Here is a 12,753-nt window from a genome sequence, read left to right as displayed (position 1 = left end):
GTAAAAACGGCGCGCCGCAAGTGCATCGCGGCACGCCGTATCGATCGTTAAATGCGTGCTCAGACCTTGTCTTCGTCGTCCGCGGGGTCGGCGTCTTCGTCGAGCAGGCCGCGCGTTTCGTCCTCGATGTCGTCCGGCAGAATGTCCGCGTCCGGTTCGAGATTGTGGTCGCCATCGGCGGAAGCTGCCTCGCCCGTGCCGTAGCGGTCGGTATCGCTCGCGAGTTCGGCTTTGGACTGGCCGAGCGCGTGGGCATCGAGTTCGTCTTCGATGTCGCCCGGATGACGCATTTCGCCCTGCACGTCGGAACCGCTATCCGAGGAATCGCTCGGACCTAACGCGCCTGTGCCGTGCCCCTTGCCAACTTCGATCTCGCCTTCTTCATTGGGATTCAGAGTGCTTCCGCTCATCGTGACCTCCTTCGTTTCGTGTCGAAGGTTGAAGCGCAAGGAGCGTTCCGCGCAAACCGTGCGGCGTCGAATGGCGCGCACAAATAAAAACCCCGCGCCGTGTAGAGGCGCGGGGTTTTCTGGTTACACGTTCAAGCCTTGGCGGAGGGCCGTCTTGCCTGCGTCGATGTACTCGCGCCCTGGCGCACCGTCTTGACGGTCTGCTCTGTGACGGAAGTCGCGGTTGCGACGCTGCGCAAATCCGACAGGAACGAATCGCGCCACACGGACAGATTGTTCTCGCGCAGCGGCGCCATCATGTCGGCGTGACGCGCCTGGCGTTCGGCGAGCGGCATCGACAACGCACGTTCGAGCGCCTCGGACATCTGCGACAGATCGAACGGATTGACGACGAGCGCGCCCGGCAGTTGATCTGCCGCGCCGGCAAATTGCGACAGCACGAGCGCGCCCGGATCGGCCGGGTCTTGCGACGCGACATATTCCTTCGCCACGAGATTCATTCCGTCACGCAGCGGCGTGACATATCCGACCTGCGAAAGCCTGAAAAGCGCCATCAGCAGATTGCGTTCGTATTTGCGGTTGAGATATTGAATCGGCGTCCAGTCGAGTTGCGCAAACCGGCCATTGATACGCCCCGCTTCGCCTTCCAGGTTCTGGCGAATGCGCTGATATGTCTGCACGTCCGAGCGTGTCGGCGGCGCGATCTGCACGAGCGAAACGCGGCCATGCCAGCCCGGCGCGTTGAGCAAAAGGCGCTCGAAAGCCTGGAAGCGCTCGACGAGGCCCTTCGAATAATCCAGCCGATCGACGCTCATGATGAGTTTGCGGCCACGCATGCTGTCGCGCAGGCTCTTGACCTGCTTGCGGTTGGAGAACTGATCCGCTGCCTTGGCGATGGCGTCCGGATAGATGCCGATCGGATACGCGCCCACTTTCAGCATGCGGCCAAACGCCTGCAACATGCCGTCTTCGCTCAGATGACCACGCCCGCTACGTTCGACGTAATCGGTGAAGGACTGCTTGTCGGCATCGGTCTGAAAGCCCACGACGTCGTACTGACACATGCCGGCAATCAGTTCCTCGTGCGGCGGCACGGTTCGCATCACTTCCGGCACTGGAAACGGAATGTGCAGGAAGAAGCCAATCGGATTCTGGATGCCGATCTTGCGGCACTCCTGCGCGAACGGCAGCAAGTGATAGTCGTGTACCCAGATGATGTCATCCGGCTTGATGAGCGTCTTGAGCTTCGCGGCGAGTCCCGCGTTCACGCGCATATAGCCCGCGTATTCCTCGCGATCGAAACGCGACAGGTCGTTGCGGTAGTGGAAAGTCGGCCACAGCGTGGCGTTCGAAAAACCACGGTAATACTGGTCGTAATCGCGGCGCGTCAGGCCGACGGTGGCATACGTCACATTGCCGTTTTTCTCGATGACAGGGTCAGCCGCTTCACCGACGATCTCGCCGCTCCAACCGAACCATACGCCGCCCGTCTCCTTGAGCGCATCCAGAACGCCGATGGCAAGGCCGCCCGCGCTGGGCTTGCCTTCCTGGATCGGCGCGACGCGATTCGAAACCACGATCAATCTGCTCATTACAGCATCACCTCTCAGTTGTCGTTGCTTGCTCGAATTGGCGGCTGAAGATATGCAAGAGCCGTGCCTTTTTAAGACACGGGCAGGATGAAAATTCGTATCCAAGTGTTACGAACGAAATCGGACACGCGGTAAGCCGCCGCCGCGTAGAAGTTTTTGCTCTTTCGTCGAAGGAAACAAAGGCGGTGAAATCAGGAATCCTGCTCCGAACCCAGGTCGCGCTGATAATCGATTCCCTCGCGGCGCACGCCGCCCTGATTGTGCTCGCCGTCGGGCGGAGCGTCAGGTGCGGGGCGGTTCTGGCTGGCGGGATCGTGTTCGATCGGCGGTGCCGGCGCGGCTTCGCCACCAGCGGTTTTAGCCGCCTCGGCGCGTGCTTCGCGCTTGAAAGAGTGACGCGCGGAGCGTCGGAGTGCGGGATGCCTCATCAATGCCTCCAGAGAAGAAGGCCGTCGAAAATGACGTCGGCGGCGTCGGACCGATCTTGTCGCAATGCATCTTTGCTAGAAAAATCGACCGGACACTGATTGCAGCGCCGGTCATTGTTGCTGGCTACGTTGTAATCCCTACCTTCGAGATGGAAACTTATTCAAAGCCTGCACAGATTCAGTGAATGGTCGAAAGTTCGCCAATTCCCTTATTGCACGTGCGGCGCTTCGTTCGGTCCGGGCGGCGGGTCGCCAATGGGCTGCATCGGTTGTTCGGGCGGCTCGCGAGTCGGATCGGGATTCGTGTCGGGCGGAATCGGCGTAGGCGGCGGCTGATCGGGCGGCGTCACGGGCGGGTCCGGCGGCTGGGGCGTCTGCGCGCTGATTCGAGCGCTATCGGATGCGAAATCGGGCATGTCAGGCTCCTTGCGGTCTTGTGATCGTAATCGCCGCATCCACGCTCCTTTTCCTGCGGTTTCCCGCGCGTGGATGGCAGTCAGCGGTCAGCAAGGCCTATGCCCTTGTTTCTTCCAATTTACGCCTACCTCACGCCAGGACTCCGCTTCATTATCGGCGCTGAATCCGCATGCGACAAATAAAAAAGCCCGCGCTTTTGCAAGCAGCGGGCAATGTTTTGTCTAAAGATAAGCGACGTTCAGGTATTTTCGCTATCCGCGTCAGAAAGGTCTCCGCCTTCTCCGACGGCTGCCTTGCCAGCGGAATCCTCGCCGTATTCGACGAGCCGGTTATACAACGTCTTCAGGCTGATGCCGAGAATTTCCGCCGCCCGCGTCTTCACGCCGCCGCATTGTTCGAGCGTAGCGAGAATGAGTTGCCGATCAGCCTGCGCGAGCGACGTGCCGAAGGGAATCGTCACGGCCGTGCCCGCCGAAGGACGCGACAGTGAAATCTGCAGCGGCACGGTGGCCGTGCTATCCGAATCCGTACCCGACATGATGTACGCGCGCTGCACGTAGTTCTTCAACTCGCGCACGTTGCCGGGCCAGTTGTAGGACGCGAGCATTTCACGCACGGCGGCGGGAAACACCTTCTTTGTGTTGTAACGCGAGTTGAGTTCGTCGAGGAACGCCTGCCCGAGCAATTCGACGTCCGTGCCACGTTCGCGCAGCGGCGGCAGGTTGATCGGAAACACGTTCAGGCGGTGATACAGGTCGAGCCGCAGTTTGCCTTCGAGCACAGCCTGCTCGGGATCGCGATTGGTCGCGGCAATCAGGCGCACGTCCGTTTCGAGTTCCTTCGTGGTCCCGACGCGCATGAACATGCCGGTTTCGAGCACGCGCAACAGCTTCACTTGAAGCTCGATAGGCATCTCGGTGATTTCGTCGAGGAACAGCGTGCCGCCGTTCGCGCGCTCGAAATAACCCTTGTGCTGCCGGTCCGCGCCCGTGAACGAGCCGCGTTCATGGCCGAACATTTCGGATTCGATCAGGTTCGGCGAAATGGCGCCGCAATTCACCGCGATGAACGCGTGCTTGCGTCGCAGGCTCAGCTCGTGCAGCGTCTGCGCGGCGACTTCCTTGCCGGTGCCGGACTCGCCGATCAACAGCACGGACGCTGCCGTCGGTGCCACGCGGCCGATCTGATCGTAGACCGTTTGCATGGCCGGCGAATTGCCGAGCATCAGCCCGAAGCGGCCCATGCGGCGCAACTCGCCACGCAAGGTGCCGATTTCCGCTTTCAGGTCGCCGGCGCGCGGCAGGCGCGAAAGGATCGCCTTCACGCGCTGCATGTTGATGGGTTTGACCAGATAATCCGCCGCACCCATCTTGAGTGCGCTGACCGCGGACTCGACGGTCGCATGGCCGGTAATGACGATGAACTCGACGCCCGAGCGCGGGTCCAGATCCTCGAACAGATCGACGCCGGTGCCGTCGGGCAGCTTGAGGTCGGTAAACACGACGTCCGGCGTCTGCCGCACGAGCTGGATGCGCGCCTCGCGCAAGTCGCCTGCCGTGGCTGTCGTCAGTCCGTCTTCGCCGATGATCGCGGCTAGCGCCTCGCGGGTACTGGGATCGTCATCGACAATCAATACATGTGGCATTGCGTCTCGATATTTCCAAAGCGTTTTCAGGGTCACACGCCAGGTGCGGCGTGGTCTTCTCCGGGCGATGACACGGTGGACTGCCCGGGCCGGTGCGGCTTTCGGTCATGCGCCCGTTGTGGCTCGAGCTTGAAGTGCATGACGCAAAAAGCGCGAGAAATAGAATAATTTCCGATGCGCTGTACGCTTGGGTCTGTCAGCCGTAAGTTTTTCCATTTAGGCAACTTATGGCGGATATTCGTTGATTATAAAGGTTTATCGACATAAAAACGCACGCCGGTCGGGCGTGCGTGGAGTTCGTTCGAGCGCGGCGGTGATGAAAGCGCCTTCCAGCAGTACTCCGTCGCTCGCAACGGAACGACGGTTGTGGACTACTGCGCGTCAGCTTCGCGGGAAATTCCAGGCGTCTGCCGTGCCGCCTACGCCGTGACCATTCACCTCATGCGGCGCGGGCAAGCGACTCGACGGCGTCAGCACCTTGCCGCCCTCGTCTTCCCAACGGTGCAGATCGCGGGCCGTGCGACGTGTGGCGGCATCGCGCGATTGCGCCCATTTCCATGCAAGCACGCTGCCCACCGCGAACAGCGCCCCGAAAATTCCGATTGAAGGACGTGCCATCTCGTTTTCTCCCTTGGTTATCTAAATCGCTGTTTGTGCCTTGATTTCGCCGATGCGCGCTCTTGACTACTCAGCGCGCTTCGATCAGCGGACAACCAGAAGCCCGATGAGAAAGCCCGCGCCCGCCGCGATACCCAGCGATTGCCACGGATTTTCGCGCACATATTTTTCGGTGCACTCGACGCTGGTCTTGTAACGCGTCTGCGCGCTTGCTTGAGCGTCTTCGAGCGCGGAGCGCGCCGAATCGACGTGATCGCGAAGGCGCGTGCGCAAGGCATCGACGCCCTCGCCCGGCAGCGACGCCGAGAGCCGCAACAACTCTTCCGAGTCGTTGAGCAGCACCTTGATGTCTTCGATAATTTTCTGCTTGCCCAACGCAAGCTGGACAGTCGTCTCAGTCATGAAATCAGGTCCTTGCTTTAGAAATGTGGGGGTGAAGTCTGAAGCTTTGCGTATCTCAATGCGTTTCAGCGCCCGCGAGCGCCTTGGCCACACCGTGCATCGTGAAACGCATGCGCAGATTGCGCAGGACGCCGCCGGCCATCAACGCGACGCCAAGCATGCCGAACACGGCGCTCGTGACGTTCGCCGCACGCGAGAGCGCAGGTGTGCCCGCCGCGTAACCGAGCACGGCACACATGAGCGCGGTCACCAGCGCGACCAGAGCCCAATGGTAAATGTCGATCGGCTCGCGCACCGCGAGTTCCTGTCCGCCGCGCGTCGGCCGCACGGGCTTGCTGGCGTTGCCACCGAAGTTGCCGACCATAGTGCCGTCGCGCGTGGCGGTGTCGAAGTCGAGCGTATCGTCCATGATGCGTGTTACCTCTCTCGCTGCCGTCCGCTCGCAGTTGCGATGCACACCGACCGCTTGTTGCGAGCTTGTTCGAATAAGGATAACTCCGTCCTTGCAGCTTTCATGCCAGCCATCTGTGACGGCGTCCAGGAAATGTTTTGCCCGAAGTGGTCCGCGCAAGCCATCACGAAACCGGGTAAGTATTACGCTGTGGACGTGTAAATTCCCCGAGCGAAGCGAGAACCTTGCCGGAAGTCACGCGACGCACATGTGCCAATCAGACAAATTGGGCGATGCCGAACGCCGCACGTTGCCGCAAAGTCGTTGCGAATGGTTAAATAGCGTTTATGAGATGGACTTGTCCGTCTACGGAAAACATCGACCCGCCTGACGAGCGATCGTACGAATGGATCGCGAGCTTGCTTGCCGTCAAACCAAGCGACGTGTTGCTGCCAGGAAACGCCCGAAACTGGCGGCATCGAGCCGAAACTCAGCTAACGCGGCCGGTTTGCATGCTTGGCGCCGCTCTCGCGCATCGACATGCGCCACCACGCTTGACCGATGCCTGGCCGCCATCCGCTCAACCATATTGGCAGAACTCAGGACATATCAGCACACATGGCGACAACCGATCTGGACCCGCCCATCGCCGTCGGCGATACAGCCGCGCAGAAAAAGCGCAATGCGGGGGAAGTGCCGGGCTTGAGATCGTACGGACTGCTGTACGGCTCATCACCCGTGATGCAGGAGTTGTACACGCAGATCGAACGCGTCGCCGGCACCGATGCGACCGCGCTCATCATCGGCGAGTCGGGCACCGGCAAGGAGCTCGTCGCGCGCACCATACACGATAAAAGCGCGCGCAAGGACGCACCGTTCATTGCCGTGAATTGCGGCGCGATTCCCGACAACCTCATCGAAGCGGAACTCTTCGGTCACGAAAAAGGCAGTTTCACGGGCGCGGTATCGGGACGTATCGGCTACTTCGAACACGCGAATGGCGGCACGCTTTTTCTCGACGAAGTGACGGAGATGTCGCCCGTGCGGCAGGTGAAGCTCTTGCGCGCGCTCGAAACCGGCACGTTCTTTCGGGTCGGCGGCAACGATCTCATCAGCTCCGACGTTCGAGTGATCGCCGCGACCAACCGCGATCCGATTGCCGCCGTGAAGGAAAACGGCTTGCGCGAGGACTTGATGTACCGGCTCGCCGTGTTTCCGCTGCGCGCGCCGCCTTTGCGCGAACGCGATTCGGACCGCGAACTGCTCGCCCAGCATTTTCTGTCCGAAATGAACGCGCAGGAGGGCACGAGCAAGGCCTTCAGCAAGCGCGCGCTCGACGTGCTGCGCACCTACTCGTGGCCGGGCAACGTGCGCGAACTCAAGAACACGGTGTATCGCGCGTTCATTCTCGCGGAGAAGACGGTGGAGATCGCGCATCCGCATCTGGCATCGCGCGTGAAGAAGCCCGTCACTCAGGGCGATGCGATGAACGTCTGGGTCGGCACGCCGCTCGCGGATGCGCAGAAGCAGATCATCCTCGGCACGCTCAAGCATTGCGGCGGCGACAAGCGTCGTGCCGCGAAAGCGCTGGGCGTGAGTCTCAAGACGCTCTACAACCGCCTTGGCGCCTATGAAAACGAGGACACCGAATCAGGCGAAGCCCCTTCCGGCGGCAGCAACGAAAGTTGAGCGTCCGTTGGTCACGGACGAACAAAAGGCGAGTGCGTGAAAGCGTTCTCGCCTTTTTTATGGGGCGTTGAGCAACGCGTTCCCGCTGCTTGCAATTTCTTGCAATTTTCTCGAAGCGGTAATTAGAAGCATGCTTCAAAATGCGCGAAGCTCGCGACATGCACGTGTCGCGCATTCTTACGTGGCGGGGCTTTGGCGGCGATTCCTCAAGGAGATTCGCAGCCTGGCTCACGGCGCCTGGGCAGACGAAGGAAACCAGCAACATGCAGATCAGGGTTGAATGGCGCGGCAAGCGCGCCGCCGCGCTTGCCGCGATCGTGTCGGGCGCTATCGCCTGCGTGAGTCTCAGCGGCTGCAATTCCCTCTACAGCGAAGGCGCGACGGCTGGCGCCGGTATCGCCGGTGCGGCTATCGCGGGCAAGGTGACGAGCAACGCGGCGGTCGCCACGGGTATCGGTCTTGGCGCGGTGGCGGCGGCGCGCGCGGGCGTGCAGTACTCGCAGCGCATCGTGCATACGGACACGCAGGACAAGATCGCGTCGGTCGCCGGCCCGCTCGACGTCGGCTCGGTGGCGCCGTGGATCTCGGTGCATTCGGTGCCTATCGAAGACGACGAGAAAGGCCGCGTGACAGTGAGCCGCCAGATCAGCAGCGGTACGCTCGACTGCAAGGAAATCGTCTTTTCCGTCGATCGCGACGCGACCAAAGACCGTGCCGCCGACAGCGCGTTCTACGTGGCATCCGTGTGCCGCGACGGCGACAAGTGGAAGTGGGCATCGGCCGAACCGGCGACGCCGCGTTGGGGCTCGCTGCAATGACGGAGCGCGTGGCGGTATCCATGGCGCTGCGCCTTGGCTGCATCGCGGCTTTCGCGGCGGCGTGCGTCGCGATGAGCGGCTGCGCGTCGATTGGCGCGGCAAGCGGTGCGCTCGCGGGCGTGGCGACGGGCGCGGTGACGACCAATCCGGCTATCGGCCTGGGCGTCGGCATTGCGGTGCAGGCCGCGACCGACGAAGTCGTGAAACGCGTGACGAAGTCTCTGCATCAGGATCAGCAGGTTGCCATCGCGGTGACGGCGGGCATGTCGGACATCGGCGAGACGCGACCCTGGAAGGTCAAGCACACCTTGCCGGTGGAAAATGGCCACGGCCAGGTGCGAGTGCTGCGCGAGGTCAAGAGCGCGCTTGCGAGCTGCAAGGAATTCGCGTTCTCCGTGGCGGATGGCGACGATCCGAGTTCGCATGAAGACTGGTTCATCGCGACGGCGTGTCAGCAAACCGAGGGATGGAAGTGGGCTTCGGCGGAACCGGCGGTCGAGCGGTGGGGAAATCTACAGTAGGCGGGAGACAGCCGAACCGCTTTTTTGCTTAGAGGCTTCGAACAAGAAGCGCGGCGAGTCCGCGCTTTTTTGTTGGCTTCCATTCTGGCGATGGCTTGATGTTGGCGGGCCAGTGCAGTGCGAGCCTGCCGCGCCGTTCGTTGACCGTTGCCGTGCGCCTGCTACTTTCGAAAACGGCGTGACGAGTACTCGCTTCTCCTTGCCTCGACCTTCAGCGTTCTCACTTGCCTCCAGCACGACGTCATGATCAAAGCCCCAAAGAAAAACGCGGCGTCCTGACCGGTCACCGCGCCTTTCCCGCAAAAACCACCGCCTCAAGCCTCCACGTCTTCCAGACTCAGCATCTCCGTTTGATCGTTGTACGAGAAGATCTCGCCATAACGACCCCAGTCGATGACCGCATCCAGCGTTTCCTGCGCAGCCTTGTCGGAGAGGAAGTCTTCCAGTTCCTGCTCGAAGCGCACGCGCGGCGCGCGATGCCCCGGCCGCTCGTTCAGCACCTTCCTGATCCGCGCCGCCAGCGGCACGTGCCGCAGCAGATGCTCGGCGAACATCATCTTGCGCTCCTGCGTGCCGAATTCGGCAAACACGCGCGCCTGCGGCGTCAGGAAAATATCGCCTTCGCGCACGTCGGCGAAACCGAGATGCTGCAGCACTTCGGCCACCGGAAAGAGTTCATCGACCTCGAGATGCAGCGTGCGCGCGATTTCCGGCATGTCCGCGCGACCGTGATACGGCTCCGCCGCGAGCGTTTCGATGAGACCCGCCATCAGATTGGTCGACACCGACGGCAGCCAGCTTCCGAGCTCGAGTCCCTTCTTCTTCGATTCATCCAGTTGCCGCGCGGTCATCTTCGCGTAAATGTCGTCGACGAGACGCCGGAACGCCGGGTCCAGACGATTGCGCGGATGCTTGAACGGCACCTTGATCTCGGCCATCACGCGGCCCGGATTCGACGACAGCACCAGAATGCGGTCGCACATGAACACCGCTTCCTCGATGTTGTGCGTGACGATCAGCACCGACTTGATCGGCATGCGCCCTTGCGTCCACAAGTCGAGCAAGTCGGTACGCAAGTTCTCGGCGGTCAGCACGTCGAGCGCGGAAAATGGCTCGTCCATGAGCAGCAAGGTCGGATCGACGACGAGCGCGCGCGCAAAACCCACGCGCTGCCGCATGCCGCCCGACAATTCGCGCGGATAGGCATTCTCGAAACCGTCCAGCCCGATCAGGTCGATGGCCGCCAACGCCCGTTCGCGCCGCTCGCGCGCCGCCACGCCCTGCGCTTCCAGACCCGCTTCCACGTTTTGCATGACGGTCAGCCACGGGAACAGCGCGAACGTCTGGAACACCATCGCGACGCCCTTCGCCGGTCCGCGCAAGGGCTCGTTCAGATAAGTGACGTCGCCGGCAGTCGGCTCGATCAGTCCGGCGATGATGCGCAACAGCGTCGATTTACCCGAGCCCGATCGTCCGAGCAGACCGACTATCTCGCCTTCGCGCAGCGAGAGGTTGGCGTCGTCGAGCACGAGCAGTTCGCCCTGGGTCTTGTTGAATCCGCGGCTCACGTTCTGCACGCGCAGGATTTCCGCGCCCAGGCGCGGCGGCGTGCCGGGCACGCTGGGCGCCGGCGTGCCCGTCGTGCGCGATGCGCCCGGCGTGTTGGGGTTTTGCGTGTTCTTGGTGTTCTGCATCGGAACTCGTCCTCAATCCAGTCGAAGTCTTGCTTCGGCGTAGGCGTACAGCGGGCGCCACAACAATCGGTTGAACAGCGTGACGAAAAGCGACATCACGGCAATGCCCAGGATGATCTTCGGATAGTCGCCATCCGCAGTGGTCTGCGCGATATACGCGCCGAGCCCGTGCGCGACGACGCTCGTCTTGCCCCACGACACCGCCTCCGCGACGATGCTCGCGTTCCACGCGCCGCCCGATGCCGTGATCGCGCCGGTGATGTAGTACGGGAAGATGCCTGGCAGCATGGCCTTTTTCCACCATTGCCAACCGCGAATCTGAAAGTTGGCCGCGGCCTCGCGGTAATCGTTCGGATACGCCGATGCCCCGGCAATCACGTTGAAGAGGATATACCACTGCGTTCCGAGCACGATCAACGGCGAAAGCCAGATATCCGGGTTCAGATGCCAGCGCACGATGGCGACGACGAACACCGGAAACAGCAGGTTCGCCGGAAACGCCGCGAGAAACTGCGCGACGGGCTGCATCTTCTCGGCGAGCGCGGGGCGCAACCCGATCAGCACGCCGACCGGCACCCACACCACCGACGCAATGCCGATCAGCACGACCACGCGAATCAGCGTGATGAAGCCGAGCACGAACACGTGACCGACATCGCTCCAGCCGACGCCCGTCGACACGAACGAGACCACCTTCCACGTGACGAACGCCGTGACGAGCAGCACCGCCGCGCCCCAGGCGATATCGCCGGTGCGCGTGGACGGCACGGTGGCGCGCAACGGCAGCTTCACGCCTTGCAGCGACGGCAGACGAATCGGGAAGCGCGCGGCCTTCGCGAACAGCCATCCGGCCGGCACCAGCAACCGGTGGATCAGCCGCGTGCGGCGAATCAGATCGAGCAGCCACGATTCCGGCGCGTTGCCCGAGCTCGTGTTCTCCATGCGGAATTTGTCTGCCCACGCGACAAGCGGACGGAACATCAGTTGATCGTAGGCAAGGATAACGACGGTCATCGCCAGAATCACCCAACCGATCGCGGAGAGATTGCGCTCGCCGATCGCCGCGGCCAGATACGCGCCGATGCCCGGCAGCACGATGCTCCGGTTGCCCACCGTGATGGCCTCGGAGGCGACGACGAAGAACCAGCCGCCCGACATCGACATCATCATGTTCCAGATGAGGCCGGGCATGGAGAACGGCACTTCGAGCTTCCAGAAGCGCTGCCAGTTGGTGAGGTGAAAGCCGCGCGAGACCTCATCCAGATCGCGCGGCACCGTGCGCAGCGACTGGTAGAAGCTGAAGGTCATGTTCCACGCCTGGCTCGTGAAGATGGCGAAAATCGCGGCACACTCCGCGCCGATCACGCGTCCGGGAAAAAGCGCGAGAAAGAACGTGACGGTAAACGAGATGTAGCCGAGCACCGGCACCGATTGCAGGATGTCGAGCACCGGCACCAGCACGACCGACGCGCGCCGGCTCTTCGCCGCGAGCGTGCCATAAACCAGCGTGAAGATGAGCGAGGCGACCATGGCGAGCAGCATGCGCAAGGTCGTGCGCAGCGCGTATTCGGGGAGATTGCCGGGGTCGAGCGAGATCGCCTGCGTCTGCAGGGTGGAAATAGGCGCGAGCGTCTCGTGGAAACCGACAGCGGCAAGCGCGATGATGCAGATGATCATCGGGAACGCGACGAAGTCCCAGCGATTGGGCAAGATCCGCCATACCGACGCGTTCGCCGTGCGGTTCAGATTGAAACCAAATTCCATGCAACGCCCTCCCCGTAAGGCTTTGTTCCAACCGCGCAAGGCGCGGGATAGTGCTCATGACGGCAAGCCGTCGCGCGGGCAAGACGCCTTCGTGATCGATGACTGCCTGATCGTCGACTCTCGTGGAATCCGTCGCGCTACCCGCATGCTCAACGTATCTGCCCGTCCAAAAGCTGACAGACGACACAGAAAACCAGCAAATGGATAACGTCAGGAAGCCGTCACTCTTTAACCAGTGCGTACCGGCTGTGCGGAACCGAGCGACACTACACCAAGTTTCGTGACAGTCACAATCTTTCGGCGCTCAGGCACGTCATTCGTGTGATGTTTCTATTTGCTCTTCGGCGCCACGGAGGCAAAATAA

14 protein-coding genes are annotated in these 12,753 nt (G+C 61.9%); 4 read left to right on the top strand and 10 right to left on the bottom strand.

All coding sequences use genetic code 11. The annotated features are described in order from the left end of the window. Positions 1 to 59 precede the first annotated feature (59 nt). From P9250_RS22865 to P9250_RS22855, 3 genes are all read right to left on the bottom strand, one after another. The gene (locus tag P9250_RS22865; protein ID WP_244827457.1) at positions 60 to 410 is read right to left on the bottom strand and encodes a chemotaxis protein; all 351 of its coding nucleotides are present in this window, start codon (positions 408 to 410) and stop codon (positions 60 to 62) included. A gap of 131 nt (positions 411 to 541) precedes the next feature. After that, positions 542 to 2,002 carry an alpha,alpha-trehalose-phosphate synthase (UDP-forming) gene (gene otsA / locus P9250_RS22860; RefSeq protein ID WP_244827456.1) on the bottom strand — a complete coding sequence of 487 codons (1,461 nt, stop codon included), beginning with the start codon at positions 2,000 to 2,002 and terminating at the stop codon, positions 542 to 544. A 191-nt stretch (positions 2,003 to 2,193) separates the two neighbouring features. Beyond that, positions 2,194 to 2,430: a hypothetical protein gene (locus P9250_RS22855; protein ID WP_310395335.1), complete on the bottom strand. Its 237-nt coding sequence runs from the start codon at positions 2,428 to 2,430 to the stop codon at positions 2,194 to 2,196. Between the two features lie 2 nt (positions 2,431 to 2,432). On the opposite strand from P9250_RS22855, the gene P9250_RS22850 reads away from it, so the two are divergent. Next, positions 2,433 to 2,615, top strand: coding sequence for a hypothetical protein (locus P9250_RS22850; protein ID WP_310395333.1), 183 nt, complete (start codon positions 2,433 to 2,435; stop codon positions 2,613 to 2,615). Between the two features lie 24 nt (positions 2,616 to 2,639). On the opposite strand, the gene P9250_RS22845 is transcribed toward P9250_RS22850, so the two are convergent. From P9250_RS22845 to P9250_RS22825, 5 genes are all read right to left on the bottom strand, one after another. After that, positions 2,640 to 2,846 carry a hypothetical protein gene (locus P9250_RS22845; RefSeq protein WP_244827453.1) on the bottom strand — a complete coding sequence of 69 codons (207 nt, stop codon included), beginning with the start codon at positions 2,844 to 2,846 and terminating at the stop codon, positions 2,640 to 2,642. Between the two features lie 239 nt (positions 2,847 to 3,085). After that, a complete protein-coding gene (locus P9250_RS22840; RefSeq protein WP_250492040.1) occupies positions 3,086 to 4,492 on the bottom strand; it encodes a sigma-54 dependent transcriptional regulator in 1,407 nt (468 codons plus the stop codon). 381 nt (positions 4,493 to 4,873) lie between these two features. Then, entirely contained in the window at positions 4,874 to 5,110 is a 237-nt protein-coding gene (locus P9250_RS22835; protein WP_244827451.1) for a hypothetical protein, read from the bottom strand. Between the two features lie 84 nt (positions 5,111 to 5,194). After that, positions 5,195 to 5,512 carry a YqjD family protein gene (locus P9250_RS22830; protein ID WP_250508771.1) on the bottom strand — a complete coding sequence of 106 codons (318 nt, stop codon included), beginning with the start codon at positions 5,510 to 5,512 and terminating at the stop codon, positions 5,195 to 5,197. A 55-nt stretch (positions 5,513 to 5,567) separates the two neighbouring features. Continuing rightward, positions 5,568 to 5,921 (bottom strand): hypothetical protein, encoded by a 354-nt coding sequence (locus P9250_RS22825; RefSeq protein WP_250525579.1) that lies wholly within the window; start codon positions 5,919 to 5,921, stop codon positions 5,568 to 5,570. A gap of 600 nt (positions 5,922 to 6,521) precedes the next feature. Between P9250_RS22825 and P9250_RS22820 the strand changes: the two genes are divergently transcribed. The 3 genes from P9250_RS22820 (at position 6,522) to P9250_RS22810 (ending at position 8,931) form a co-directional block, all read left to right on the top strand. Next, positions 6,522 to 7,592 carry a sigma-54-dependent Fis family transcriptional regulator gene (locus P9250_RS22820; protein ID WP_244827448.1) on the top strand — a complete coding sequence of 357 codons (1,071 nt, stop codon included), beginning with the start codon at positions 6,522 to 6,524 and terminating at the stop codon, positions 7,590 to 7,592. 263 nt (positions 7,593 to 7,855) lie between these two features. After that, complete coding sequence (locus P9250_RS22815; RefSeq protein ID WP_244827447.1) at positions 7,856 to 8,410, top strand: hypothetical protein; 555 nt, start codon at positions 7,856 to 7,858, stop codon at positions 8,408 to 8,410. After that, complete coding sequence (locus tag P9250_RS22810) at positions 8,407 to 8,931, top strand: hypothetical protein (RefSeq protein ID WP_250463975.1); 525 nt, start codon at positions 8,407 to 8,409, stop codon at positions 8,929 to 8,931. The genes P9250_RS22815 and P9250_RS22810 overlap by 4 nt, the downstream gene beginning before the upstream one ends. Before the next feature lie 314 nt (positions 8,932 to 9,245). On the opposite strand, the gene P9250_RS22805 is transcribed toward P9250_RS22810, so the two are convergent. Next, on the bottom strand, positions 9,246 to 10,625 hold the full coding sequence (locus tag P9250_RS22805; RefSeq protein WP_310395327.1) for a nitrate/sulfonate/bicarbonate ABC transporter ATP-binding protein: 1,380 nt from the start codon (positions 10,623 to 10,625) through the stop codon (positions 9,246 to 9,248). 12 nt (positions 10,626 to 10,637) lie between these two features. Then, positions 10,638 to 12,389 carry an ABC transporter permease subunit gene (locus P9250_RS22800; RefSeq protein ID WP_244827444.1) on the bottom strand — a complete coding sequence of 584 codons (1,752 nt, stop codon included), beginning with the start codon at positions 12,387 to 12,389 and terminating at the stop codon, positions 10,638 to 10,640. Between the last annotated feature and the right edge of the window lie 364 nt (positions 12,390 to 12,753).

This window comes from Caballeronia sp. LP006, assembly GCF_031450995.1.
Taxonomy (GTDB): domain Bacteria; phylum Pseudomonadota; class Gammaproteobacteria; order Burkholderiales; family Burkholderiaceae; genus Caballeronia.
The sequence above is the reverse complement of the archived record's forward strand: the minus strand, read 5'-3'. Positions and strand labels throughout refer to the sequence as shown.